This window comes from Agromyces arachidis (assembly GCF_052805135.1).
Genome location: NZ_JBRBDK010000001.1, coordinates 412,399 through 438,418 on the forward strand (window position 1 = coordinate 412,399; position 26,020 = coordinate 438,418).

23 protein-coding genes and 1 pseudogene are annotated in these 26,020 nt (G+C 73.7%); 23 read left to right on the forward strand and 1 reads right to left on the reverse strand.

Annotated features, from left to right (window positions below; all coding sequences use genetic code 11):
* Window positions 1-3: 3 nt before the first annotated feature.
* The 8 genes from mltG to nusB all read left to right on the forward strand — a co-directional run bounded on the left by mltG (window position 4) and on the right by nusB (window position 6,908).
* Window positions 4-1,629 carry an endolytic transglycosylase MltG gene (gene mltG / locus ACUY4T_RS02005; RefSeq protein ID WP_446017214.1) on the forward strand — a complete coding sequence of 542 codons (1,626 nt, stop codon included), beginning with the start codon at window positions 4-6 and terminating at the stop codon, window positions 1,627-1,629.
* Window positions 1,630-2,505 carry a shikimate dehydrogenase gene (locus tag ACUY4T_RS02010; RefSeq protein WP_446017215.1) on the forward strand — a complete coding sequence of 292 codons (876 nt, stop codon included), beginning with the start codon at window positions 1,630-1,632 and terminating at the stop codon, window positions 2,503-2,505.
* Between the two features lie 24 nt (window positions 2,506-2,529).
* A complete protein-coding gene (gene aroC / locus ACUY4T_RS02015) occupies window positions 2,530-3,744 on the forward strand; it encodes a chorismate synthase (protein WP_446017216.1) in 1,215 nt (404 codons plus the stop codon).
* Window positions 3,737-4,270, forward strand: coding sequence for a shikimate kinase (locus ACUY4T_RS02020; RefSeq protein ID WP_446017217.1), 534 nt, complete (start codon window positions 3,737-3,739; stop codon window positions 4,268-4,270). The genes aroC and ACUY4T_RS02020 overlap by 8 nt, the downstream gene beginning before the upstream one ends.
* On the forward strand, window positions 4,267-5,349 hold the full coding sequence (aroB, locus tag ACUY4T_RS02025) for a 3-dehydroquinate synthase (RefSeq protein ID WP_446017218.1): 1,083 nt from the start codon (window positions 4,267-4,269) through the stop codon (window positions 5,347-5,349). The genes ACUY4T_RS02020 and aroB overlap by 4 nt, the downstream gene beginning before the upstream one ends.
* Before the next feature lie 67 nt (window positions 5,350-5,416).
* On the forward strand, window positions 5,417-5,854 hold the full coding sequence (locus tag ACUY4T_RS02030; RefSeq protein WP_446017219.1) for a type II 3-dehydroquinate dehydratase: 438 nt from the start codon (window positions 5,417-5,419) through the stop codon (window positions 5,852-5,854).
* A gap of 77 nt (window positions 5,855-5,931) precedes the next feature.
* The gene (gene efp, locus ACUY4T_RS02035; RefSeq protein ID WP_155843253.1) at window positions 5,932-6,495 is read left to right on the forward strand and encodes an elongation factor P; all 564 of its coding nucleotides are present in this window, start codon (window positions 5,932-5,934) and stop codon (window positions 6,493-6,495) included.
* Window positions 6,495-6,908, forward strand: coding sequence for a transcription antitermination factor NusB (gene nusB / locus ACUY4T_RS02040; protein ID WP_446017220.1), 414 nt, complete (start codon window positions 6,495-6,497; stop codon window positions 6,906-6,908). The genes efp and nusB overlap by 1 nt, the downstream gene beginning before the upstream one ends.
* Here the strand turns inward: nusB and ACUY4T_RS02045 are convergent, their stop codons facing one another.
* Window positions 6,909-8,228: a glycosyltransferase gene (locus tag ACUY4T_RS02045; RefSeq protein ID WP_446017221.1), complete on the reverse strand. Its 1,320-nt coding sequence runs from the start codon at window positions 8,226-8,228 to the stop codon at window positions 6,909-6,911. It lies immediately after the preceding gene.
* Between the two features lie 229 nt (window positions 8,229-8,457).
* Here ACUY4T_RS02045 and ACUY4T_RS02050 point away from each other — a divergent pair, with 229 nt between their 5' ends.
* From ACUY4T_RS02050 to ACUY4T_RS02120, 15 genes and pseudogenes are all read left to right on the forward strand, one after another.
* Window positions 8,458-8,991 carry a DoxX family membrane protein gene (locus ACUY4T_RS02050; RefSeq protein WP_446017222.1) on the forward strand — a complete coding sequence of 178 codons (534 nt, stop codon included), beginning with the start codon at window positions 8,458-8,460 and terminating at the stop codon, window positions 8,989-8,991.
* Window positions 8,992-9,153: 162 nt separating this feature from the next.
* Window positions 9,154-9,693, forward strand: coding sequence for a bifunctional pyr operon transcriptional regulator/uracil phosphoribosyltransferase PyrR (gene pyrR / locus ACUY4T_RS02055; RefSeq protein ID WP_446017223.1), 540 nt, complete (start codon window positions 9,154-9,156; stop codon window positions 9,691-9,693).
* Window positions 9,690-10,643: an aspartate carbamoyltransferase catalytic subunit gene (locus tag ACUY4T_RS02060; protein WP_446017224.1), complete on the forward strand. Its 954-nt coding sequence runs from the start codon at window positions 9,690-9,692 to the stop codon at window positions 10,641-10,643. The genes pyrR and ACUY4T_RS02060 overlap by 4 nt, the downstream gene beginning before the upstream one ends.
* Window positions 10,640-11,992, forward strand: coding sequence for a dihydroorotase (locus ACUY4T_RS02065; RefSeq protein ID WP_446017225.1), 1,353 nt, complete (start codon window positions 10,640-10,642; stop codon window positions 11,990-11,992). The genes ACUY4T_RS02060 and ACUY4T_RS02065 overlap by 4 nt, the downstream gene beginning before the upstream one ends.
* Entirely contained in the window at window positions 11,985-12,548 is a 564-nt protein-coding gene (locus ACUY4T_RS02070; RefSeq protein ID WP_446017226.1) for a PH-like domain-containing protein, read from the forward strand. The genes ACUY4T_RS02065 and ACUY4T_RS02070 overlap by 8 nt, the downstream gene beginning before the upstream one ends.
* A complete protein-coding gene (gene carA, locus ACUY4T_RS02075) occupies window positions 12,541-13,737 on the forward strand; it encodes a glutamine-hydrolyzing carbamoyl-phosphate synthase small subunit (RefSeq protein ID WP_446017227.1) in 1,197 nt (398 codons plus the stop codon). Before ACUY4T_RS02070 ends, carA begins: the two co-directional genes overlap by 8 nt.
* Window positions 13,737-17,030 (forward strand): carbamoyl-phosphate synthase large subunit, encoded by a 3,294-nt coding sequence (gene carB / locus ACUY4T_RS02080; RefSeq protein WP_446017228.1) that lies wholly within the window; start codon window positions 13,737-13,739, stop codon window positions 17,028-17,030. The genes carA and carB overlap by 1 nt, the downstream gene beginning before the upstream one ends.
* Complete coding sequence (gene pyrF / locus ACUY4T_RS02085) at window positions 17,027-17,905, forward strand: orotidine-5'-phosphate decarboxylase (RefSeq protein ID WP_446017229.1); 879 nt, start codon at window positions 17,027-17,029, stop codon at window positions 17,903-17,905. The genes carB and pyrF overlap by 4 nt, the downstream gene beginning before the upstream one ends.
* Entirely contained in the window at window positions 17,898-18,866 is a 969-nt protein-coding gene (gene gmk, locus ACUY4T_RS02090; RefSeq protein WP_446017230.1) for a guanylate kinase, read from the forward strand. Before pyrF ends, gmk begins: the two co-directional genes overlap by 8 nt.
* Before the next feature lie 9 nt (window positions 18,867-18,875).
* Window positions 18,876-19,133 carry a DNA-directed RNA polymerase subunit omega gene (gene rpoZ / locus ACUY4T_RS02095; protein WP_446017231.1) on the forward strand — a complete coding sequence of 86 codons (258 nt, stop codon included), beginning with the start codon at window positions 18,876-18,878 and terminating at the stop codon, window positions 19,131-19,133.
* Window positions 19,134-19,140: 7 nt separating this feature from the next.
* Window positions 19,141-20,409, forward strand: a pseudogene (gene coaBC, locus ACUY4T_RS02100) (bifunctional phosphopantothenoylcysteine decarboxylase/phosphopantothenate--cysteine ligase CoaBC); the annotation flags it as partial.
* A complete protein-coding gene (gene metK / locus ACUY4T_RS02105) occupies window positions 20,406-21,599 on the forward strand; it encodes a methionine adenosyltransferase (protein WP_446017233.1) in 1,194 nt (397 codons plus the stop codon). The pseudogene coaBC and the gene metK, both read left to right, overlap by 4 nt.
* A gap of 1 nt (window position 21,600) precedes the next feature.
* On the forward strand, window positions 21,601-23,550 hold the full coding sequence (locus ACUY4T_RS02110; RefSeq protein ID WP_446017234.1) for a primosomal protein N' family DNA-binding protein: 1,950 nt from the start codon (window positions 21,601-21,603) through the stop codon (window positions 23,548-23,550).
* Between the two features lie 60 nt (window positions 23,551-23,610).
* Complete coding sequence (gene fmt / locus ACUY4T_RS02115; RefSeq protein ID WP_446017235.1) at window positions 23,611-24,540, forward strand: methionyl-tRNA formyltransferase; 930 nt, start codon at window positions 23,611-23,613, stop codon at window positions 24,538-24,540.
* Window positions 24,537-26,012 (forward strand): RsmB/NOP family class I SAM-dependent RNA methyltransferase, encoded by a 1,476-nt coding sequence (locus ACUY4T_RS02120; protein WP_446017236.1) that lies wholly within the window; start codon window positions 24,537-24,539, stop codon window positions 26,010-26,012. Before fmt ends, ACUY4T_RS02120 begins: the two co-directional genes overlap by 4 nt.
* The last annotated feature ends 8 nt before the right edge of the window (window positions 26,013-26,020 follow it).

Below are 26,020 nucleotides of genomic sequence, written 5' to 3' on the forward strand. Positions count from 1 at the left end.
CCCGTGACCCAGCTCCCCCCAGAGCAGCGACGCGGCTCCGATCCGCGACCCGCCTCCGACTGGGACGCCATCCTCTCCGGTGACGCCCCTCGAGGACCCGAACGGCCGCCGCGGCCCGCGCCCCAGGGGCCCGCGCCCCAGGGGCCCGCGCCCCAGGGGCCCCCGCCCCGCAGCCGGCGCGAGCTGCGCGACGCCGAGCAGCGGCGCGCGGGCGCGGAACGCGAGGGCGAGCGCCATCCGAGCGCCTCCGAGCGCGACCGCCGCGACCCGCGTGAGGCTCCGTCCTCGTACCCCGCACCGCACGCCCGGGGCGAGGGCACCGGGCCGATCCGCGACGGCGGGTCCCGGGGGCGGACCGGCCGGCCGCCGGAGGACGAGGCCTGGCCGCCCCGGTACCCGGACCGCCGGGACGAGCGTCCGGCCCGCGGCCCGCGTCCCGCGGAGGACGCCGATCGTCGCGAGCCCGACCTGCTGAACCCGTGGGACGACGACCCCGCTCCGCGCTCCTCGCGCCCCGCGCGGCGATCCGCGGCCGACCTCGACCTCGACGAGCACGAGGTCGAGCAGCGCCGGCGCGGTCGCGGTGCGATCGGCTGCCTCGTGGCGCTGCTCGTGCTCGCGGGCCTGGCCGCCGCGGCGTTCTTCTTCCTGCAGGGCCCGATCAACGCCGTGCTCGACCGCTTCCAGCCGCCGGAGGACTACACGGGCGCCGGAACGGGCGAAGTGGTCTTCATGATCAACGAGGGCGACGGCGGGGAGGCCATCGCCGCGAACCTCGAGTCGCAGGACATCGTCGCCTCGGCCGAGGCGTTCATCGACGAGATGCGGTCCCGGCCGGAGTCGCCCACGTTCTATCCCGGCGCGTATGGCCTCGCGAACCAGATGAGCTCGGAAGCGGCGCTCGATGCGCTGCTCGACCCGGCCTCCAAGATGGAGAACACGTTCGTCGTCCAGGAGGGGCTCTGGGCGCGCGACGCCCTGGCGGCGGCCTCGGCGGCCACGGGCATCCCCGTGGAGGAGCTGCAGGCGGCCGCGGCCGACCCGCAGGCGCTCGGACTCCCGGCCGAGGCGACCTCCATCGAGGGCTTCCTGTTCCCTGCGACGTACACGTTCGGTCCCGACGTGACGGCCGACGAGGTCATCCGGACGATGGTCGACCGCACGTTCCAGTCGCTCGACGCGGCGGGCGTGGCGCCGGAGGACCGCTGGGAGACGATCATCATCGCGTCGCTGATCGAGCGCGAGTCCGGTTCCGAGGCCGACTCGTACAAGGTGTCGCGCGTCATCCGGAACCGCCTCGACCCCGCGCTGTTCGACAGCGGCCTGCTGCAGTTCGACTCGACGGTGCACTACGGGACCGGGGACGACACGGTCGTGACGACGACGGACGCCGAGCGCGCCGACGCGTCGAACCCGTACAACACCTACGTGCACCCGGGGCTGACGCCCGGACCGATCGGCAACCCCGGCGACGTGGCCATCGACGCGGCCCGGAACCCCGCCGACGGCCCGTGGCTGTACTTCGTCACGGTGAACCTCGAGACCGGCGAGACGGTGTTCTCGGCGACGTTCGCCGAGCACGAGCAGGCCGTCCAGCGCTTCTACCAGTACCTCGAGGAGAACGGCTAGGTGGGCGGGGCGTCGACGGATGCCGCGTCGGCCGACCCGGCCGCGGATGCCGGCGCACGTCGCCGCCTCGCCGTGCTCGGCTCGCCGATCGCGCACTCGCGGAGCCCCGCGCTGCACCTGGCCGCATATCGCCGGCTCGGCCTCGACTGGACGTACGACCGGTTCGAGGTCGGCGAGGGCGGGCTCGCCGGTTTCGTCGACGGGCTCGGACCGGAGTGGCGCGGCCTGTCGATCACGATGCCGCTGAAGGCCGAGGCCCTCGCCCTCGCCGACGACGCGGAGCGGCTCGCCGAGCGCGCCGGCGCGGCGAACACCCTGCTCCTGACACCGGACGGTCGCCGTCACGCGTTCAACACCGACATCGGCGGCATCGTGGGGGCCCTAGCGGACGCGGGGGTCCGCACCATCCGGCACGGCGTGATCGTCGGCGGGGGAGCGACGGCCGCCTCCGCGCTCGTGGCGATGGCCGAGCTCGGCGCGGCGGCGGTCGAGGTGTGCGTGCGCGACGCCGGCCGCGCGGCATCCGTCGTCGACCTCGGCCGCGCCCTCGGGCTGGTCGTCGAGACGCGATCGGTCTCGCGCCTGTCCGAGCCCGTCGCCGCGGACCTCGTGGTCAGCACGGTCCCGGGCGGGACGGACCTCGGCGTCGGGCCGTCCGCGGAGCTGGTTGCGGCGCCCCTCCTCGACGTCGCGTACGCGCCGTGGCCCACCGCACTCGCCTCCGCCTGGGCGGAACGCGGCGGGACGGCGGTCCACGGGCTCGGCATGCTCGTCCACCAGGCGCTCCTGCAGGTGCGGATCTTCCGCACCGGCGACCCCTTCGCGGAACTGCCCGACGAGCCGGGGCTGCTGGACGTCATGCGGCAGGCGGCCTGACCGGGCTGTGGGAGGATGGTGGGCATGCTCCGTTGGCTCACCGCCGGTGAATCGCACGGCCCCGAGCTGGTCGCGATCCTCGAAGGCCTTCCCGCCGGCATCCCCGTCACCCTCGACGACATCCGCGCCGACCTCGCGCGCCGCAGGCTCGGCTACGGGCGCGGCGCGCGCATGAAGTTCGAGCAGGACGACCTGGCGATCTCCGGCGGCGTCCGCCACGGGGCGACCCTCGGCAGCCCGCTCGCCCTGCGCATCGGCAACACCGAGTGGCCGAAGTGGCAGCAGGTCATGAGCGCCGACCCGGTCGACCCCGAGACGCTGGGCAAGGGCCGGGGCGCGCCCCTGACCCGGCCGCGCCCCGGGCACGCCGACCTCGTGGGCATGCAGAAGTACGGCTTCGACGAGGCCAGGCCGGTGCTCGAGCGCGCGAGCGCCAGGGAGACCGCCGCGCGCGTGGCGCTCGGCGCGGTCGCCCGCGCGTTCCTCGCCGAGCTCGGCATCCGGCTCGTCTCGCACACCGTCGCCATCGGCCCGGTCCGCGTCCCCGAGGGCAGCGCGCTGCCCATGCCGGGCGACGTCGCGGCGCTCGACGCCGACCCGCTCCGCTGCTTCGATGCGGCCACGAGCGAGCGCATGGTCGCCGAGGTCGACGCCGCGCACAAGGACGGCGACACGCTCGGCGGCGTCGTCGAGGTGCTCGCCTACGGCCTGCCGCCCGGCCTCGGATCGCACGTGCACTGGGACCGCCGGCTCGACGCGAAGCTCGCGGCGGCGCTGATGGGCATCCAGGCCATCAAGGGTGTCGAGGTCGGCGACGGGTTCCTGACCACGACGCGCCGAGGTTCGGCCGCGCACGACGAGCTCCACCTCGCCGACGGGCGCATCGTCCGGGGGAGCGACCGCGCGGGCGGCACCGAGGGCGGCATGTCGACCGGCACCGTGCTGCGCGTCAGCGCCGGGATGAAGCCGATCGCGACGGTTCCGCACGCACTGCCGACGGTCGACGTCGCGACGGGCGAACCGGCCCCGGCCCACCACCAGCGGTCGGACGTCTGCGCGGTCCCCGCGGCCGGCGTCGTCGCCGAGGCCATGGTGGCGCTCACGCTCGCCGACGCGGTGCTCGAGAAGTTCGGCGGCGACTCGGTCGCCGAGACCCGGCGGAACCTCGAGGCCTACCTCGCGGCGATCCCCGACTCGCTCGCGAGCGAGGTCGCCGCCTCCGACGCCGTCCGTGCCTGAGCGGCCGTCCGACGCGGCGCGCGGGGTCGCCCTGCCGATCGTGCTCGTGGGCCCGATGGGCGCCGGCAAGTCGCGGGTGGGCGCCCGGCTGGCGGCATCCGTCGGAGCGCCGTTCGTCGACACGGACCAGCGGATCGTCCGGCGGCACGGCCCGATCGACGAGATCTTCGCCCGCGACGGCGAGGCGGGCTTCCGCGCCATCGAGCGCGAGGTCGTGGCCGAGGCCCTCGGCGAGGACGCCGTGATCTCCCTCGGCGGCGGCGCCGTGCTCGACCCGGACACCCGCGCCGCACTCGCCGCACTCCCGGTGGTGTGGCTGCAGGTCTCGGCCGAGGCGGTCGCGCCGCGACTGTCCGGCGGCAACCGGCCCCTCCTGGCCGAGGGCGGCATCGAGCGGTGGATCCGCATCCGCGATGAACGGCGCCCGCTGTACGAGCAGGTCGCCGGGCTCACCATCGACACCTCGCGTCGCTCGGTCGCGAGGATCGTCGACCAGATCACCGAGTGGGCGAGGAGACGAGCATGACGGCGAGCGAGGCGACGACCATCCGGGTCGGCGGCGACGACGGGTACGACGTCGTGGTCGGCCGTGACGTGCTGGGCGGACTCGCCGACGCGATCGGACCGTCGGCGGCGAAGGTGCTCATCGTGCACCCGCCGACGCTCGGGGCACGCGCCGCCGAGCTGCGCGAGGCGCTCATCGGACGGTACGAGGTGCTCCTGGCCGAGGTGCCGGACGCCGAGCAGGCCAAGCGGGTCGAGGTGGCGGCCTTCTGCTGGCAGATCCTGGGGCAGGCCGACTTCACCCGCACCGACGCGATCGTCGGGTTCGGCGGCGGAGCGATCACCGACCTCGCCGGCTTCGTCGCGGCCACCTGGCTCCGCGGCGTGCGCATCGTCCAGGTCCCGACGACGGTGCTCGGCATGGTCGACGCCGCCATCGGCGGCAAGACCGGCATCAACACCAACGAGGGCAAGAACCTCGTCGGCGTCTTCCACGCACCGGCCGCCGTGCTGTGCGACCTGGGCCTGCTCGACACGCTGCCGCGCAACGAGATCCTCGCCGGGTTCGCCGAGGTCGTGAAGGCCGGCTTCATCCGCTACCCCGAGATCCTCGACCTCATCGAGGCCGACCCGGACGTCGCGACCGATCCGGCCACGGCGGAGTTCCGCCGAGTCGTCGAGCTCGCGATCCGGATGAAGGCGGAGGTCGTGACGGAGGACTTCCGGGAAGCGGGACTGCGCGAGATCCTCAACTACGGCCACACGCTCGGGCACGCCGTCGAGCACGCGGAGCGGTACCAGTGGCGGCACGGTGCCGCCGTCGCGGTCGGGCTCGCGTTCGCCGCCGAACTCGGCCGCCTCTCCGGCCGACTCTCCGACGAGGTCGCCGACCGTCACCGGCGCGTGCTCGACCTGCTGAGCCTGCCGACGTCGTATCCGGCGGGGCGGTGGAACACCCTGCTAGCGACGATGCAGCGCGACAAGAAGGCGCGCGCGGGCCAGCTCCGGTTCATCGTGCTCGACGACCTCGCCAAGCCGACGGTGATGCTCGCGCCCGACCAGTCGCTCCTCTTCGCGGCCTACCAGGAGATCGCGTCCTAGGCACCCGCCCGCCCGCCGGGCCGGCCGGTCGCGGAGACGGGGAAGGCCGCGCCGGTAGGCTTCGGGCATGACGACGATCCTCGTGCTCAACGGGCCCAACCTCGGCCGCCTCGGGTCGCGCGAGCCCGAGGTCTACGGGTCGGAGACGCTCGCCGACATCGGCGAGCGGCTCGCGTCATCCGTGCCCGCCGACGTCGAGATCGACCTGCGCCAGACCGACGACGAGGCCGAGCTCGTGGGCTGGCTCCACGAGGCCGTCGACCGGCGCACCCCCGTCGTGCTGAACCCCGCGGCGTTCACCCACTACAGCTACGCTCTCCGGGATGCGGCGGCGCAGCTGAAGACCGCGGGCGTGCCCCTCGTCGAGGTGCACCTGTCGAACCCGCACGCGCGCGAGTCGTTCCGCCACACGAGCGTCGTCTCGGGCGTGGCCAGCGGGGTCATCGCGGGGTTCGGTGCGGAGTCGTACCGGCTGGCGATCGACTGGCTCCTGCGTCATCCGTAGCTCTCGACTAGACTCGATCGGTCGCACGCCTCGACGTGCACCCACGACTTCCCCTCACTCCACCGAACGGAACACCCATGGCAAGCACCGCTGACATCAAGAACGGCGTCGTCCTGAACATCGACGGCCAGCTCTGGAGCGTCGTCGAGTTCCAGCACGTCAAGCCCGGCAAGGGCGGTGCGTTCGTGCGCACCAAGCTGAAGAACGTCGTCACCGGCAAGGTCGTCGACAAGACGTACAACGCCGGTGCCAAGGTCGACATCGAGAACGTCGACCGTCGCGACTTCACCTACCTGTACAACGACGGCGACGGCTTCGTCTTCATGGACCAGACCGACTACGACCAGCTCACGGTCCCCGCCACGGTGGTCGGCGACGCCAAGAACTTCATGCTCGAGAACCAGGCCGTCACGATCGCGCTGAACAACGGCAACCCGCTGTACATCGAGCTGCCCGCGTCGGTCGTGCTCGAGATCACGTACACCGAGCCGGGCCTGCAGGGCGACCGCTCGACCGGTGGCACCAAGGCGGCCACCGTCGAGACCGGCTACGAGATCCAGGTGCCGCTGTTCCTCGAGACCGGCACCAAGGTCAAGGTCGACACCCGGTCGGGCGACTACCTCGGCCGCGTGAACGACTAGTGAGCGCCCGTACGAAGGCGCGCAAGCGCGCCCTCGACCTGCTGTACGCGGCCGACATGCGCCAGGTGCCGGTCGAGCAGTTGCTCGTCGCCGAGGCGGAGCGCGCGGTGAACGAGCCGGAGCGCCAGGCGTCGTGGCTCTACGCCCGCGAGATCGTCGACGGGGTCGTCGACCACCGCGACGAGATCGACGAGGCCATCACGACCAATTCGCGAGGCTGGACCCTCGAGCGCATGCCCGCCGTCGACCGCGCGCTGCTGCGCATCGGGGTCTGGGAGATCCTGTACAACGACGAGGTCCCCGACGCCGTCGCGATCGCCGAGGCGGTCGAGGCGGCCACGGTGCTCTCGACCGACGACTCGGCCGGGTTCGTGAACGGCCTGCTCGCGGCGATCTCGCACTCGAAGGGCTGATCACCCGGTCGTTCGCGGCCGTTCGCCGATGAGCGCGAGGGTGTGCGCGGCGACCTCGGCGGGGCCGTCGTGCTCCGCCAGCGAGGCGGCGATGCGCGCGGCGGCCGAGCGGATGGCGCCGTCCGACGACGCGCGCCGCCAGGCCTCGAGGATCGCGCGCGGGCGCGGGCGACCCGTGCGGAGGTCGACGCCGGCGCCCGACCAGGCGACCCTCGCCGCGACCTCGGGCTTGTCGAGGTCGCCGGCCGCGACGACGAGCGGGATCCCGTGCGCCAGCGCCGCGAGGACGCCGCCCCAGCCGCCGTTCGTGATCATCACGTCGACGTGGGGCAGCAGGTCGTCGTGCGGGACGAATCCCGCGACGCGCGCATTGGGCGGCACCGGGAACGGCAGTCGGCCGCCCTCGCGGCCGGTCGTGACCACGACGAGCACCTGCTGCCGTCCGAGCGCCGCGAGCGCCGGCCGGATCAGGTCGTCGGGATCGAGGTTCTGCGTCCCCTGCGTGACGTGCACGACCGGGACCCGCGCGTCGCGGACCTCGGGCCACCAGCTCGGCAGGCGGTTCGCGCCGACGGCGGGACGCTCCGGACCGCCGCGGTCTGGCGGCCGCTCGGCGAGCCGCCCGACGAACGCCACCCGGCCATCCGGGTCGCGGCGCGGGTACTCGAGCTCGCCGACGCCGGTCGCGCAGACGAGGCGCGGCGAATGGGCGGCCTCGTCGAAGCGCAGGCCGTCGGCACCGAGACCGGCCGCTCGGCGCTCGGCCTCGTAGGCTCGCTGGACGCCGCCGAGGGCCGCTCGACCGGCCGCGCGCAGGACGGCGTCGCGGGCGCTTCCGGCGGGGCCGCGCGCCGGATGCAGCCCGAGGCCCGGGGGAGGCAGGTCGGTCGAGGGCAGGGAGAGCGGCGTCGTGCTCACGGTGAGCCAGGGCGCGCCCGTCCGTTCTGCGGCGAACGCCGCACCGAGCGACAGCGCATCGGCGACGACGGCGTCCCAGCGCCTCGCCGACCACGAATCCAGGAGGTCGTCCGCCTGCGCCGCACCCGTGCGGACGAACAGGTGCTCGATGTTGGCAAGCATCTGCAGCGGCCCCTTGCGCCCGCGCAGCTCCGGATACGAGGCGGCGAGGTCGTGCTCGTCGAAGTCCCGCGCGCGTCGCCACGGGACGAAGGCGGCACCCGCATCGGAGAAGGTGCGAGCGTACGCGCCGCCGGAATAGGCGCGGACCCGATGGCCGTCGGCGACGAGGCGGGCGGCCACGGTCGACATGGGCAGCGCATGTCCGTGGAACGGCATCGCGACCACGAGGATGTCGGCCATGTCCGATGCCACCACGGAGGGGTGGCGAGGTGCGGCCCCCGAAGAGGGGGAAGTCAGGTGCCGGCACTGAGACGACGTCCGGATCCGCCCGTCGGCGACGGCAGTGCGGGCCCTCGGCCGGAATCCGCGCCGTCCCGGATCCGGCCCGGCGCGGCGACCGGTTCACTCGGAGGCATGCCCGATGCGGGCATCCCGCACCTCCACGAACCGCTCTGAAGGGAGCACCACGATGTCCACGATCTCCGCACCGTCCGGCCTGCACCCGGACGCCGCGCGGCACGGCGTCCGCCGCCTCGCCACCGCCTCGCTCGTCCGCGCACGCGCCGCCGAGGCCTCGCTGAAGGCCTTCCTCGAGCGCTGGAGCATCCCCGCCCTGCGCGTCGCGATCGGCCTCGTCTTCGTCGCGTTCGGCGCGCTCAAGTTCATCCCGGGTGCGAGCCCGCTCGAGCCGCTCGTCCAGGCGACGTGGGGCGTGCTGACGTTCGGCCTCGTCGGCGGTCAGGTCGCGATGGTCCTCACCGCCCTGATCGAGACGATCGCCGGCCTCGCGCTGATCTCCGGCCGGTTCACCCGGACCGGCCTGGTGCTGCTCGCCGTCGCCTTCGTCGGGATCCTGTCGCCGATCGTGTTCTTCACCGGCGAGCTCGTCACCGCCGCCGGGCCCACGCTCCTCGGCCAGTACATGGCGAAGAACATCGTCCTCATCGCCGCGGCGCTCGTCGTGGCCTCGCGCGCGCTGCACGGTCCGGCACGCTCCCGATGAGCCGGGTCGCCCCGGGGGCGGGGCGGATGCGAGTGCATCCGCCCCGCCCCGTCTCGTGCCGGGCGGGGCGGATCGGCAGCGGACCCGGTCGGGTCCGCGCTGGTAGGATCGAGCGACCGACAACCTTGAAGTCCGTCCCGTGAGGCGGAGAAGGGAGTCCGCATGGCTGTGCGCACCGTGCTGCAGCAGGCTGACCTCGAGCGGGCGCTGACCCGCATCGCACACGAGATCCTCGAAGCCAACAAGGGTCCCGACGATCTCGTCCTCCTCGGCATCCCCACGCGCGGCGTGGCGCTGGCCGAGCGCCTCGCGCGAACCGTCTCGCGGATCGCGGGCGTCGACGTGCCCGCCGGGGCCCTCGACGTCACCATGTACCGCGACGACCTCGGGCGGAACCCGGTCCGCGCCACCCATCCCACCGACGTCCCGGGCGACGGCATCGACGGCCGCGTGGTGGTGCTGGTCGACGACGTGCTCTACTCCGGCCGCACCATCCGCGCCGCCCTGGATGCGCTCGCCGACCTCGGCCGCGCCCGAGCGGTGCGCCTGGCCGTGCTCGTCGACCGCGGGCACCGCGAGTTCCCGATCCGCGCCGACTACGTCGGCAAGAACCTCCCGAGCTCGACGCGCGAGCGCATCAACGTGCGGCTCGCCGAGGTCGACGGCGAGGACGCCGTCACGATCGAGGGGCGCGACGCGTGAGGCACCTGCTCTCCACCCGCGACCTCGCCCGCGAGGACGCCGTCGCCCTGCTCGACGTCGCGGAGGACATGGCGGCCGTGCAGGAGCGCGAGGTCAAGAAGCTCCCGACGCTGCGCGGTCGCACGGTCGTGAACCTCTTCTTCGAGGACTCGACCCGCACGCGCATCTCGTTCGAGGCCGCGGCGAAGCGGCTGAGCGCCGACGTCATCAACTTCAGCGCCAAGGGCTCGAGCGTCTCGAAGGGCGAGTCCCTGAAGGACACCGCGCAGACCCTGCAGGCGATGGGCGCCGACGGCGTCGTGATCCGCCACCCGGCGTCGGGAGCCCCCCAGACCCTCGCGACCAGCGGATGGATCGACGCGGGCGTCGTCAACGCCGGCGACGGCACGCACGAGCACCCCACGCAGGCGCTGCTCGACGCGTTCACGATCCGGCGTCGGCTGCACGGCGCGGCCTCCCGCGGGCGCGGCCTCGACGGCGTGCGCGTCGTGATCGTCGGCGACATCCTGCACTCGCGCGTCGCACGCTCGAACGTGTGGCTGCTCGCGACGCTCGGGGCGGACGTGACGCTCGTCGCGCCCCCGACGCTCGTGCCGGTCGACGTGTCCGGCTGGCCGGCATCCGTCGAGTTCGACCTGGACCGGGCGCTCGCGTCGTCGCCCGACGTCGTGATGATGCTCCGGGTCCAGGCCGAGCGGATGCACGGCGCGTTCTTCCCGAACAGCCGCGAGTACGCGCGCACGTGGGGCCTCGACGACCGGAGGTTCGCCCAGTTGCCCCCGACTACGATGGTGATGCATCCCGGCCCGATGAACCGCGGGTTCGAGATCGCCGCCCGCGTCGCCGATTCCCCCCGGTCCACGGTGCGCGAGCAGGTTGCGAACGGAGTATCTGTGAGAATGGCCGCCCTCTATCTGCTGCTGTCCGGCGAGCGGGGTGAGGCCCGGTGAGCGAGTCCTTCCTCGTCCGCGGCGCCGCCCTGCCCACCGGCGAACGAGCCGACCTCCTGCTGCAGGACGGCCGCATCGCCCGGGCGGGTTCGGTGACGGACGCCGCAGGCGCGACGGTCGTCGACGCCGACGGGCTGGTCGCCCTTCCCGGCCTCGTCGACCTGCACACCCACCTCCGGGAGCCCGGATACGAGCAGAGCGAGACGGTGCTCACCGGCACGCAGGCCGCCGCGGCGGGCGGGTTCACGGCCGTCTTCGCCATGGCGAACACCTCGCCGGTGGCCGACACCGCGGGCGTCGTCGAGCAGGAGCTCTCGCTCGGCGAGGCCGCCGGCTACGCCACCGTGCAGCCCATCGGCGCCGTCACCGTCGGGCTGAAGGGCGAGCAGCTCGCCGAGCTCGGCGCGATGGCCGCCTCCCGCGCCCGCGTCCGCGTCTTCAGCGACGACGGGTTCTGCGTCTTCGACCCGCTGCTCATGCGCCGCGCCCTCGAGTACGTCAAGGCGTTCGACGGCGTCATCGCGCAGCACGCGCAGGAGCCGCGACTCACGCAGGGCGCGCAGATGAACGAGGGCGCGCTCTCCGGCGAGCTCGGCCTCGCCGGGTGGCCCGCCGTCGCCGAGGAGTCGATCATCGCGCGCGATGTCCTCCTCGCCGAGCACGTCGGCTCTCGGCTGCACGTGTGCCACGTCTCCACGGCCGGCTCGGTCGAGGTGATCCGCTGGGCGAAGGCCCGCGGCATCGACGTCACTGCCGAGGTCACGCCGCACCACCTGCTGCTCACCGAGGAGCTCGTCGCCGGCTACGACCCCCGGTTCAAGGTGAATCCGCCGCTCCGCCGCCGCGAGGACGTCGAGGCGCTCCGCGGCGCCCTGGCCGACGGCACCATCGACATCGTCGCCACCGACCACGCACCGCACCCGGTCGAGGCGAAGGAGTGCGAGTGGGACGCCGCCGCGAACGGCATGGTCGGACTCGAGTCGGCGCTCTCGGTCGTGCAGCATACGATGGTCGACACGGGCCTCATGGGCTGGGCGGATGTCGCGCGCGTGCTCTCGGACGCCCCCGCCCGCATCGGCCGGCTGGCCGGTCACGGCGAGCCGGTGGCGGCGGGATCGGCCGCCGAGCTGACGCTGGTCGACCCGTCCGCGAGCGGCGAGTTCGGCGCCGACCGGCTCGCGGGCCGCAGTGTGAACTCGCCCTACCTCGGCCGGACGCTTCCCGGTCGGGTCGTCGCGACGTTCCACCGCGGCGTGCCGACCGTGCTCGACGGCGCGGTCCGGCCCGCCGACGAGGTGGCCGCGGCGACCGCTCGCGCCGCCGCAGCCCGGGGCGGTGCACGTGGCTGAGTGGGTGGTCGGCGTCCTGGTCGCCGTCGCGGTCGTCGGCGTCATCGCGTTCCTCATGGTCCGCTCCTGGCGACGGCGCACCATCCGGGACGAGAGTCTCGCGGCGTACGCCCCGCCGACCGCCCTCGGCATGCCCGACCTCGAGGTCGAGGCGCTGTACGTCGCGACGACCCCCGAGGCCGAGCCGCTCGAGCGGCTCGCGGTCGAGGGCCTGGCGTTCCGCGGCTCGGCGCACGTCGAGGTGCACCCGTCCGGCGTGCTGCTGCGCATCGCCGGCGAGCTGCCCAGCTGGGTGCCGGCCGACCGCATCGCGGGCGCCGGCACCGCGACCTACGCGATCGATCGCGGGGTCGAGCCCGAGGGTCTCGTCGCCCTCACCTGGATCGTCGACGACCGGTCGGAGCCGGAGCTCCCGACCCGCGTGGACAGCTACGTGCGGTGCAGGTACCCGGGCGACAGCGCCCGGCTCGTCATCGCCGTCAACGACATCGCCGCCGCGCCCGTCGCGTCGCGGCCCGACGCAGACAACGCAGAGAGCGAGGCCTCGGATGACTGAGACCCCGACCCCGGTCGACCGGAAGCCGGCGGACGCCGGCGTCGACCTCGACCGTGCCGTGCTGGTCCTCGAGGACGGCAGCCGCTACGAGGGACGCGCCTACGGCGCGCGCGGCCGCACCCTCGGCGAGGCGGTCTTCGCGACCGGGATGACCGGGTACCAGGAGACCCTCACGGACCCCTCGTACGCCGGCCAGATCGTGCTCATGACCGCGCCGCACATCGGCAACACCGGCATGAACGACGACGACATGGAGTCGGCCCGGATCTGGGTAGCCGGGTTCGTCGTGCGCGACCCCTCGCGGGTGGTGTCGAACTTCCGGTCGCAGCGCAGCCTCGACGGCGACCTCGCCGAGGCGGGCATCGTCGGCATCAGCCGCATCGACACGCGCGCGGTGACGCGCCACATCCGCTCCCTCGGGGCGATGCGCGCGGGCGTGTTCTCCGGCGAGGACGCCCACCTGACGCCGGCCGAGCAGCTCGAGCTCGTCCAGGGCGGCGAGCAGATGACCGGGCGCAACCTGTCCGGCTCGGTCTCGACGAGCGAGCGGTACGCGCTCGACGCGGTCGGCGACCGGGTCGGCTCGGTCGCCGTGCTCGACCTCGGCGTGAAGACGTCGACGCTCCGGTACCTGGCCGAGCGGGGCTTCGACGTGCACGTCCTGCCGCAGACCGCCACCGCCGAGGAGATCCTCGCACTCGAGCCCGACGCGCTCTTCTTCTCGAACGGGCCCGGCGACCCCGGTGCATCGGACCGGCACGTCGAACTGCTCCGCACGACCCTGCGCGCCGGCCTGCCGTACTTCGGCATCTGCTTCGGCAACCAGCTGCTCGGCCGGGCGCTCGGGTTCGAGACCTACAAGCTCCCGTTCGGGCACCGCGGCATCAACCAGCCCGTCCTGGACCGCGAGACCGGTCGCGTCGAGATCACCGCGCACAACCACGGCTTCGCCGTGGCGGCTCCGATCGACCGGATCAGTGATTCGGCCGAGGGCTTCGGCCGGGTCGAGGTCAGCCACGTCGACCTGAACGACGACGTCGTCGAGGGCCTCAACTGCCTCGACATTCCCGCGTTCTCGGTGCAGTACCACCCGGAGTCGGCCGCGGGACCGCACGACGCGAACTACCTCTTCGACCGCTTCCGCGACATGGTGATCGCGAGCAAGCAGACCAAGGAGCACGGCGAGTAATGCCCAAGCGCGACGACATCAACTCCGTCCTGGTGATCGGCTCCGGGCCGATCGTCATCGGACAGGCCGCCGAGTTCGACTACTCCGGCACCCAGGCGTGCCGCGTGCTGCGTGCCGAGGGCGTGAGGGTCATCCTCGTGAACCCGAATCCGGCGACGATCATGACCGACCCCGACTTCGCGGACGCGACGTACGTGGAGCCGATCACCCCCGAGGTGATCGAGTCGATCATCGTGAAGGAGAAGCCCGACGCCGTGCTGCCCACGCTCGGCGGCCAGACGGCGCTCAACGCCGCGATCGCCCTGCACGACGCCGGCATCCTCGACAAGCACGGTGTCGAGCTCATCGGCGCGAAGGTCGACGCCATCCGCAAGGGCGAGGACCGGCAGCTCTTCAAGGACCTCGTGATCGAGGCCGGTGCCGACGTCGCCCGCTCGCACGTGGCCACGACGCTCGAGCAGGCGAAGGAGTACGCCCTCGACCTCGGCTACCCGCTCGTCGTGCGCCCGTCGTTCACCATGGGCGGCCTCGGCTCGGGCTTCGCGTACACGGAGGAGGACCTCGTCCGCATCGTGACGCAGGGCCTGCACGACTCGCCCACCACCGAGGTGCTCCTCGAGGAGTCGATCCTCGGCTGGAAGGAGTACGAGCTCGAGCTCATGCGCGACACGGCCGACAACACCGTCGTCGTCTGCTCGATCGAGAACGTCGACCCGGTCGGCGTGCACACGGGCGACTCGATCACGGTCGCGCCCGCGCTGACCCTCACCGACCGCGAGTACCAGAAGCTCCGCGACATCGGCATCGACATCATCCGCGCCGTCGGCGTCGACACGGGAGGCTGCAACATCCAGTTCGCGGTCGACCCCGCCGACGGTCGGATCATCGTCATCGAGATGAACCCGCGCGTCTCGCGGTCCTCCGCGCTCGCATCGAAGGCCACGGGCTTCCCCATCGCGAAGATCGCCGCGAAGCTCGCCATCGGATACCGCCTCGACGAGATCCCGAACGACATCACGAAGGTGACGCCCGCGAGCTTCGAGCCGACGCTCGACTACATCGTCGTGAAGGTCCCGCGCTTCGCGTTCGAGAAGTTCCCCGCGGCGGACCCGACCCTCACGACGACCATGAAGTCGGTCGGCGAGGCCATGGCGATCGGCCGCAACTTCACGACCGCGCTGCAGAAGGCGCTGCGCTCGCTCGAGAAGCGCGGCTCGAGCTTCCACTGGGGCGACGAGCCCCGATCGGTCGACGAGTTGCTCCGGGCGTCGACCGTGCCGACCGACGGCCGCATCGTGCTCGTGCAGCAGGCGCTCCGGAAGGGCGCCTCGATCGAGCAGGCGTTCGAGGCCACCAAGATCGATCCGTGGTTCCTCGACCAGATCGCGCTGATCAACGAGGTCGCCGCGCAGATCTCCGGCGCCGAGGCGCTCGACACCGACACGCTGCTGCTCGCGAAGGACCACGGCTTCTCCGACGCGCAGATCGGCCAGCTCCGCGGTTTCGGCGAGGCCGACGCGCGCGAGGTGCGTCACATCCTCGGCATCCGCCCGGTGTTCAAGACCGTCGACACCTGCGCCGGCGAGTTCCCCGCGCTCACGCCGTACCACTACTCCAGCTACGACCTCGAGACCGAGGTCGCCCCGAGCGACCGTCGCAAGGTCGTCATCCTCGGCTCGGGCCCGAACCGCATCGGCCAGGGCGTCGAGTTCGACTACTCGTGCGTGCACGCGTCCTTCGCGCTCTCGGACGCCGGGTTCGAGACGATCATGATCAACTGCAACCCCGAGACGGTGTCGACCGACTACGACACGAGCGACCGGCTCTACTTCGAGCCGCTCACGCTCGAGGACGTGCTCGAGGTGATCCACGCCGAGTCGCAGTCCGGTGAGCTCGTCGGCGTGGTCGTCCAGCTCGGCGGCCAGACGGCGCTCGGCCTCGCCAAGGGCCTCGAGGCCGCGGGCGTGCCGATCCTCGGCACGAGCCCCGACGCCATCGACCTCGCGGAGGAGCGCGGGCAGTTCGCCGGCATCCTCGAGCGGGCGGGCCTGCTCGCGCCGCGCAACGGCACCGCGACCGAGCTCGCGGGCGCCGTGAAGGTGGCCGAGCAGATCGGCTACCCGGTGCTCGTGCGCCCGAGCTTCGTGCTCGGCGGCCGCGGCATGGAGATCGTCTACGACACCCCGTCGCTCGTCGACTACTTCGCGCGCATCGAGGACCAGGGCATCGTCGGCCCGACCCACCCGCTGCTCGTGGACCGCTTCCTCGACGACGCGATCGAGATCGACGTCGACGCCCTCTACGACGGCACGGAGCTCTACGTCGGCGGGGTCATGGAGCACATCGAGGAGGCCGGCATCCACTCCGGCGACTCGAGCTGCACACTGCCCCCGGTCACGCTCGGACGCGCGGAGGTCGACCGCGTCCGCGAGGCGACGCGCGCGATCGCCGAGGGCATCGGCGTGCGCGGCCTGCTCAACGTGCAGTTCGCGATCGGCGCGGGCGTGCTCTACGTGCTCGAGGCGAACCCGCGCGCCAGCCGCACCGTGCCGTTCGTCTCGAAGGCGCTCGGCATCCCGCTCGCGAAGGCCGCGTCGCGCATCATGGTCGGCGCGACCGTTCGCGAGCTCGTCGCCGAGGGCATGCTGCCCGAGGTCGACGGATCGCGCGTGCCGCTCGACGCCCCCGTCGCGGTCAAGGAGGCCGTCCTGCCGTTCCACCGGTTCCGCACCGCCGAGGGGTCGATGGTCGACTCGGTGCTCGGGCCCGAGATGCGATCCACGGGCGAGGTCATGGGCATCGACACCGACTTCCCGAGGGCGTTCGCGAAGAGCCAGCTCGCCGCCTACGGCGGCATGCCCGCATCCGGCCGGGTCTTCGTGTCGGTGTCGGATCGGGACAAGCGGGCGATCATCCTCCCGGTGCTGCGCCTGCAGCAGCTCGGCTACGACATCGTCGCGACCGAGGGGACGGCGGAGGTGCTGCGCCGGAACGGGATCGGCACCGCGACCGTGCTGAAGTTCAGCGAGAAGCACGACGAATCCGCCCCGTCGGTCGTCGAGCTCATCCACCGCGGCGAGATCGACGTGGTCGTCAACACGCCGAGCGGACGCTCGGCGCGGGCCGACGGCTACGAGATCCGCGCCGCGGCGGTCGCCGCCGACCTCCCGCTGTTCACGACCATCGCCGAGCTGTCGGCGGCGGTCGCGTCGCTCGACGCCGTCAGCGGCGGCTTCGACGTGACCAGCCTGCAGGAGTACGCCGCTCGCCGCTCGCGCGAGGTGGTCGCGTGAACGGGCGTCCATCGTTCGGGGAGCGCCTCCACGGCGTGCTCGGGGGGGTCGGCCGGCTGTGCGTCGGCATCGATCCGCACGCCGGCCTGCTCGACCAGTGGGGCCTCGACGACACCGCCGCAGGTGCCCGGGAGTTCGGGCTGCGGGTCGTCGGCGCGGCCGCCGGCCGGGCCGGCATCGTGAAGCCGCAGGTCGCCTTCTACGAACGGCACGGCGCCGCGGGCTACGTCGCGCTGGAGCGGGTGCTCGTCGAGGCGCGGGACGCCGGTCTGCTCGTGATCGCCGACGTGAAGCGCGGCGACATCGGGTCGAGCGTCGACGCGTACGGCGAGGCGTGGCTGCGTCCCGGTTCGGGGCTCGAGGCCGACGCGATGACCATCAGCGCGTACCAGGGCCTCGGCTCGATCGAATCGGTGATGCGCCGGGCGGATGCCGCGGGCAAGGGCCTGTTCGTGCTCTCGGCCACCTCGAACCCCGAGGCCGCGGCGATCCAGCGCGCGGTGCTGCAGCAGTCCAGTCGCGAGGGGTCGACCGTGGCCGCCGCCATCTGCTCCGGGGTGGCCGCGTGGAACGCGACCCGCGAGGACGCGGACGAGCGGCCCATGGGCTCGATCGGCGTGGTGCTCGGCGCGACCGTCGACCTCCCGGCGTCCGGGATCGACACCTCGGCGGACCCGGCCGTGCCCGCGCTGCCCGTCCTGGCACCCGGGTTCGGGCACCAGGGCGCCGACGTGCGCGACCTCGAGGCGATCTACGGGTCGCTCGCCGCCGGCGTGATCGTCAGCGAATCCAGGTCGCTGCTGGGCGCCGGGCCCGACGGGATCGCCGAGGCGATCGTGCGGCGGGTCGACGAGATCGGGGGCGCGCGTGCCTGATCGTCCCGCGTCATCCGCGCCGCCCGAGGTCGACCGCGTCGCGGCATCCCGCGCCGCCGTGGCCGCGCGCCGCTCCCGGGCAGCCGTCAAGCACGCCGTCGCCGCGGGGACGCGGAGTCCGCTCGACGTGCTGCGCGTCGCGTTCGAGGACCCGGAGAGCGTCGAGGGACGGCTCCGGGTGACCGAGTTCCTCACGTCGATCCCGGCCATCGGGCAGACCAAGTGCCTCCGCATCATGGATCGCCTGCAGATCGCGGCGTCCAAGCGCCTCGGCGGGCTGGGCCGGCTGCAGCGCCGACGGCTCCGCGAGTTCACCGCGGAGTGGATCGCCGACCACGGCGGGGTGGGCGACCGCCTGGTGGTGCTCGCCGGACCAACCGCGGTCGGGAAGGGCACGGTCGCCGCGTACATCCGCGAGCACCATCCCGAGGTGAAGCTCTCCGTGTCGGCGACGACGCGTGCTCCGCGCCCCGGCGAGGTCGAGGGCGAGCACTACTTCTTCGTCTCCGACGACGAGTTCGACCGGATGGTCGAGGGCGGCGAGCTGCTGGAATGGGCGACGGTCCACAACGCCTACCGCTACGGAACGCCGCGCCGGCCGGTCGAGGAGGCGATCGCGGCAGGGCACGGCGTACTGCTGGAGATCGACATCCAGGGCGCGCGCTCGGTGCGCCGCGCGATGCCGGAGGCGACCCTGGTCTTCCTCCTGCCTCCGTCGTGGGAGGAGCTCGTGCGACGCCTGGTCGGCCGGGGGACCGAGAGCCCCGCCGAGCAGCAGCGACGGCTCGAGACCGCGAAGGTGGAATTGGCCGCGGTCGAGGAGTTCGACCACCGCGTCGTGAACCACGAGGTCCGCGAGGCCGCGCAAAAGGTCGTAGACTTGATGCGGCCTCGCAAGGGTCGGCGTCGTGCTGCCCTTCGCCAAGATCTTCCGCGCACCGAAGGTGCGCCTCACCCGTAAGGAGCCTCCATGGCCGAGAAGCAGTCCGGCATCATCGACCCGCCCATCGACGACCTGCTGTCGAAGGTCGACTCCAAGTACCAGCTGGTCATCTTCGCGTCCAAGCGGGCGCGCCAGATCAACGACTACTACGCCGACCTGCACGAGGGCAGCCTGTTCGACAACGTCGGGCCGCTCGTCGACTCGTCGATCGACGACAAGCCGCTCTCGGTCGCGCTCCACGAGATCAACGAGGACAAGCTGCGCCTCCGTCCCGTCGGCGAGTAGCCGGCAGGCGCGCATGGCGCTGAACATCGTCGTCGGCATCACCGGCGGGATCGCGGCGTACAAGGCCGTCTCGGTCGTGCGGTCGCTCGTGCTCGCCGGCCACGACGTGCACGTCGTCCCCACGGAGTCGGCGCTGCGGTTCGTCGGTCGGCCCACGCTCGAGGCGATCTCGCGCAACCCCGTGCACACCGACCTGTTCGAGGGCGTCGCCGAGGTCCGCCACGTCGCGATCGGCCAGGCCGCCGACCTCATCGTCATCGCGCCGGCGACCGCGAACAGCATCGCGAAGCTCGCGTCTGGCCTCGCGGACGACCTGCTCGGCAACACGGTGCTCGCCAGCGAGGCGCCGGTGGTGATCGCCCCGGCGATGCACACCGAGATGTGGCTCCACCCCGCCACGCAGGCGAACATCGCCGTGCTGCGCGATCGCGGCGTGACGGTCGTCGGACCGGCGGTCGGCCAGCTCACCGGCTCCGACCGCGGGCCCGGGCGACTCGAGGAGCCCGACGTCATCGTCCGCGCGGCGCTCGAGGTCGCCGAGCGGCACGCTGCCGGCGCGGCGGCGGCCGCCGCGCGCGACCTCGACGGGCGCCGCATCGTCGTCTCGGCCGGCGGCACGCGCGAGCCACTCGACCCCGTGCGATTCCTCGGGAACCGGTCCAGCGGGAAGCAGGGCGTCGCGATCGCCGAGGCCGCGGCCGCTCGCGGCGCCGAGGTCACGCTCGTCGCGGCCAACCTCGAGGTCGCCGCGCCGGTCGGATGCCGGGTGCGTGCCGTGTCGACGGCGCTCGAGCTGCGCGAGGCGGTCCAGGAGGCGTCCCGCGGAGCCGACGCCGTCGTGATGGCCGCGGCCGTCGCCGACTTCCGCCCGGCGACGGTCAGCGACGGCAAGATCAAGAAGGTCGACGGCCAGGAGCGGATGAGCGTCGAGCTCGTCCGCAACCCGGACATCCTCGCCGAGCTCGGCGCGAGCGACCACGACGGCACGATGCTCGTCGGCTTCGCCGCCGAGACCGAGGCCGATCCCGCGCGGCTGCTCGAGCTCGCCCGATCGAAGCGGCGGGCGAAGGGCGCCGACCTGCTCGTCGTGAATCGCGTGGGCTGGACCGAGGGCTTCGCCGCCGACGAGAACGCCGTCTCGGTGATCGGCCCGGACGACGCGGTCGTCGCCGAGGTCTCCGGCAGCAAGATGTCGGTGGCGAACGGCATCCTCGACGTCATCGCCGGTCGACTCCCGACCGGCGCCGCAAGCACGAAGGAATCCCACCCCGCATGAGCGCACTGCGCCAGTTCACGTCCGAGTCCGTCACCGAGGGGCACCCCGACAAGATCTGCGACCAGGTGTCCGACGCGATCCTCGACGCACTGCTCTCGGTCGACCCGCACGCGCGCGTGGCGGTCGAGACGCTCGTGACCACGGGGCTCGTCCACGTGGCGGGCGAGGTATCGACGTCCGGGTACGTCGAGATCCCCGCGATCGTGCGCGACAGGATCACCTCCATCGGCTACGACTCGTCCGACGTCTGGTTCGACGGGCGCTCCTGCGGCGTCTCCGTGTCGATCGGGGGCCAGTCGCCCGATATCGCCCAAGGCGTCGACCACGCCTACGAGTCGCGCGAGGGCGCGAGCATCGACGAGCTCGACCGCCAGGGCGCGGGTGACCAGGGCATCATGTTCGGCTACGCGGTCCGCGAGACGCCCGAGCTGATGCCCGTGCCGGTCTGGCTCGCGCACCGGCTGGCGGAGCGACTCGCGCGGGTGCGCAAGGAGGGCGAGCTCGACTACCTCCGACCCGACGGCAAGACGCAGGTGACGATCGGCTACGACGGGCAGACGGCGAAGACCATCGAGACGGTCGTGCTGTCCACCCAGCACTCCCCGGCGGTGGAGACCGAGCGGTTGCGCGCCGAGGTCGAGGAACTGGTCATCCGTCCCGTCCTCGACACGGTCGAGCTCTCCCGCCCCGACCTCAAGGTGCTCATCAACCCGACGGGTCGCTTCGAGATCGGCGGACCGCAGGGCGACGCCGGCCTGACGGGCCGGAAGATCATCATCGACACGTACGGCGGTGCCAGCCGCCACGGCGGCGGCGCGTTCAGCGGCAAGGACCCGTCGAAGGTCGACCGTTCCGCCGCCTACGCCATGCGGTGGGTGGCGAAGAACGCCGTGGCCGCCGGGCTGGCCGACCGGCTCGAGCTCCAGGTGGCGTACGCGATCGGGGCGGCGGCCCCCGTGGGGCTCTACGTCGAGACCTTCGGCACCGGCCACCTTCCCGAGGATCGCATCATCGACGCGATCCGCGAGGTCTTCGACCTGCGCCCGGCGGCCATCATCCGCGACCTCGACCTGCTCCGGCCGATCTACGCCGACACGGCGACGTACGGCCACTTCGGCCGCGAGCTGCCGGCGTTCACGTGGGAGCGGCTCGACCGCGTCGACGACCTCCGCGCCGCCGCAAGGCTCTGACGTGACCGCAGGGCCGGTGGCGAGGGTCCTCGTCGACTCGCCCCTGCCGCAACTCGACCAGCTGCTCGACTACCGCGTGCCGGATCGGCTGCGCGACGCGGTCGTCCCCGGCGTCCGGGTTCGGGTGCCGCTCCGCTCCGGCGGGCGCGTCGCGCAGGCCTGGGTCGTCGAGCTCGCCGACCGGAGCGAGTACCGGGGTGAGCTCAGCGACGTCGACGAGGTCGTGGGCGGCGTGCCGCTGCTGACCCGGGAGGTCTGGAACCTCGCCCGGGCCGCAGCGGACCGAGCCGCCGGCAATGCGAGCGACGTGCTGCGCCTGGCGATCCCGCAGCGCTACGTCCGCGCCGAGAAGGCGTGGCGTGCCGACCCGGGCGATCCGGGGCCGCTGGCGTCGACGCCGGCCGCGCTCGAGGGGTACGAGCCCGAGCGCGTGGAACGCGGCATCCGAGCGGGCGAGCGGATGGCGCTCGCCGCCGACGCACGGCCGGTGCGGCTGGCGTCGGGCGTCTGGGTGGGCGCGTGGGCGCAGACCCTCGCGCGCGCGGCGGCGCACGCCCTCGCCGAGGATCGCTCCACCGTGATCGCGGTGCCGGACTATCGCGACCAGGACCAGCTCGCGGCGGCCCTCGCCGACGAGGTCGATCCGCGCCGGGTCCTCCGCACCGACGCACGCCAGTCCGGGCCGGACCGCTACCGCGCGTTCCTGGAGTCGACCGGCGACGCGGCGCGCATCGTGATCGGCAACCGGTCGACCGTCTACGCCCCCGCCGCCCGGCTCGGGCTGATCGCGGTCCACGACGACGGCGATCCGCTGCAGGCCGAGCCGCTCGCGCCGGGGGTGCACGCCCGCGACGCCGCGCTGATCCGGCAGGAGCAGTCGGGGGCGGCCCTGCTGTTCCTCGCCCACAGCCGGAGCGTCGAACTCCAGCGGCTTGTCGCGCTCGGCTGGGTCGACGAGGTGCCGCTGCGCCGCGGCACGCGTCCCAGGGTGGTCCTCACCGAGCAGCAGGCGCAGGGCGGCGGAGCCCGCATCCCGTCCACGGCCTGGCGCGATGCGCAGGAGGCGGTCGCCGTCGGCCCGGTGCTCGTGCAGGTCGCCCGCCCCGGTCATGCGCCGATGCTCGTCTGCGACCGGTGCCGTGAGCCGGCTCGGTGCACGACCTGCAGCGGCGCGATCGGCGTGCCGCGTTCGGGCGGTGCGCCGGCGTGCACGCTCTGCGGCACGACGGCCCGGGGATGGAGCTGCCCCGTCTGCGAGTCGACCGGCCTGCGCGCCGCCGTGGTCGGCGCGAGCCGGACGGCCGACGAGCTCGGGCGCGCCTTCCCCCGTTCGCGCGTGATCGTCTCCGACGGCGAGCGGCCGCTCGTCCGCGTCGGGTCGGAGCCCCAGCTCGTCGTCGCCACGCGCGGCGCCGAGCCCGTCGCCGACGGCGGCTACCGCGCGGTGCTGCTGCTCGACGGCGAGCGGATGCTGCTCCGGGAGTCGCTGCGGGTCGCGGAGGACTGCCTGCGCTGGTGGTCCGACGCCGCGGCCCTCGCCGCACCCGGTGCGCCGGTCCACCTCGTGGGCGTCGGCGGGGCGCTCGGCACGGCACTCGCCTCGTGGAGCCAGGCGCACTGGGCTGCCGGCGAGCTGGAGGCCCGCCGGGTGCTGCGCTTCCCGCCCGCGGTCCGGATGGCGTCGATGACCTCCTCGCCGGAGCGGCTCGCGACGGCGCTCGAACGGGTCCGCGCCATCGCCGGCGTCGACGTCCTCGGACCCGTCCCGGTCGATGACGGGCTGGAGCGCGCGATCGTGAGGTTCGGCTACGCGGCCGGTACGGAGGTGGCGTCGGCGCTCAAGGCCGAGGCGATCCGCGCCGCCACCGAGCGTCGCCGGCCCGTCACCGGCCGCCGACCCGGACGGCCTCCGATCCTGCGCGTGCGGATGGACGACCCCGACCTCCCCTGACCTCGCGCCGCCCCGCCGAGTTCCGGGCCGCGCGGCGCGGCGGGGCTGGGATGATGGAGTGTGCCCCACCTCCGGATCGTCTTCGCGGGAACGCCCGCCGCCGCCGTGCCCGCCCTCGAAACCCTCGCGGCGTCGCCGCACGAGGTCATGGCGGTCGTGACCCGGCCCCCGGCGCCGCTCGGACGCAAGCGCGTGCTGACGCCGTCGCCCGTGGCCGCAGCGGCGGAGCGCCTCGGGATCCCCGTCATCGAGGCCCGCCGGCTCGATGACGACGCCGACGCGCGGATCTCCGCGCTGCGCCCGGACCTCGGCGTGATCGTGGCGTACGGCGGACTGGTGCGCGAGCCGCTCCTGTCGGCGCCGACGCACGGCTGGATCAACCTCCACTTCTCCGCGCTGCCGGCATGGCGCGGTGCGGCGCCGGTGCAGCGCGCCCTCATGGCCGGCGACGCCGAACTGGGCGTCTCGGTGTTCCGGCTCGTGCCCGAACTCGACGCGGGCGAGCTCTACGCGGTGCGGAAGCGCGCGGTCGAGCCGGGGGAGACGGCCGGTGCGGCGCTCGATTCGCTCGCGGCATCCGGTGCCGGCGTGGTCGCGGAGGTCGTGGACGCGATCGCCGACGGCTCGGCGGTCGCGACGCCGCAGGCGGGCGAGCCGACTTTCGCCCCGAAGCTCACCATCGACGACGGGCGCCTGGACTGGACCCGTCCCACCGCCGAGGTCGACGCGCGCTTCCGGGGCGTGACGCCGGAGCCCGGTGCGCACACCGAGGTCGACGGGGTGAGGGTGAAGGTGCTGGACGCCGGGCCGGCCCCGTCCGACGCGGCGCCGCTCCGACCGGGGGAGGTGCGCGGCGATCGCCGACGCGTGCTCGTCGGTACGGCCGACGGCGCGCTGGAGCTGCGACGCGTGCAGCCCGCGGGGCGGACCGCGATGGCCGCCGCCGACTGGTGGCGCGGGCTCGGCGCCGAGCAGGCGGTCGCGCGATGAGCGGCGCCGGCGGGGGAGGGGGCGCACGGCGCGGGGGCGCCGGCGGGCGGCCGCAGCCTCGCAGATCGCGAGCCGATCGCGTCGCGCGGTCCCGCGTGGTCGCGTACGAGGTGCTCGAGGCGGTGCGCGACTCCGACGCGTATGCGAACCTGCTGCTGCCCACGCGGATCTCGCGTGCCGGCCTCGACGAGGCGGACGCCGCCTTCGCCACCGAGCTGACCTACGGCACCCTGCGCATGCAGGGCTACTACGACGCGGTCATCGCCCTCGCGGCGGGGCGGCCGGTGGACCGGGTCGATCCGCCGGTGCTCGACATCCTGCGGCTCGGCGTGCACCAGCTGCTGGCGACCCGCGTGGCCACCCACGCCGCCGTGAACGAATCCGTCGCCCTCGCCCGCCGCGTGGCCCCGGCCGCGGCCGGCTTCGTGAACGCCGTGCTGCGCACCGTGTCGCGGCGCGAGGCCGACGACTGGCGCGGCCTCGTCGCGGAGGAGGCCGCCTCGCCGGAGGAGCGACTGGCCGCCGTGCACTCGCATCCGCTGTGGGTCGTCCGCGCGCTGCGCACGGCGCTCGAGCGCGAGGGTCGCGCGGACGAGCTCGAGGCGCTGCTCGAGGCCGACAACGCCGCGCCCCGCGTGAACCTGGTCTCGCTGCCCGGACTCGACGGGGCGCCGGGCGAGCTCGGCGAGCCCGACCGGTTCTCGCCGGTCGGGTTCACGGCAGCGGACCCGCTCGGCGTCGTGGAGGCCCACGACGGCCGGGTCCGGGTCCAGGACGAGGGCTCCCAGCTCGCCGCGCTGGCGCTCAGCCGCGTCGCCCCGGTCCGGCCGGGTGAGCGCTGGCTCGACCTGTGCGCCGGTCCCGGGGGCAAGACGGCCCTGCTCGCCGCGGAAGCGCTCGCCGGCGGCGCCTCACTCGCCGCGAACGAGGTCGTGCCCGCCCGCGCCGAACTGGTCCGTCGAGCGGTCGCCGCGGTGCCCGCGGAGGTCCCCGTGCGCGTGGCCGACGGCCGGGAACTCGACCCGGCCGCGTCCGGCGCGCCCGGCGGGTTCGACCGGATCCTGCTCGACGCCCCGTGCACGGGCCTTGGCGCGCTGCGACGCCGTCCCGAGGCGCGCTGGCGCAAGTCCCCGACGGATGTCGCGGAGCTCACGGCGCTGCAGGGCGAGCTCGCCGACGCGGCCTTCCGAGCGCTCGCGCCCGGCGGCGTGCTCGCCTACGTCACGTGCTCGCCGCACACCTCCGAGACGCACGGGAGCCTGGGGCGGGCGCTCGCGCGGTGGGGCGCCGACGCGCAGCTGCTCGACGCCGCGGAGGTGCTCCGGTCGGTCTCGCGGCATCCGCTCGACCTCGCCGGCGACGGACGTTCCGTGCAGCTGTGGCCCCACCGGCACGGGACGGACGCGATGTTCATCGCGCTCATCCGCCGCGCCGCTCCGGCCGACGGGACGGCGGACGCCGCTCCTCGATAGGCTGCAGG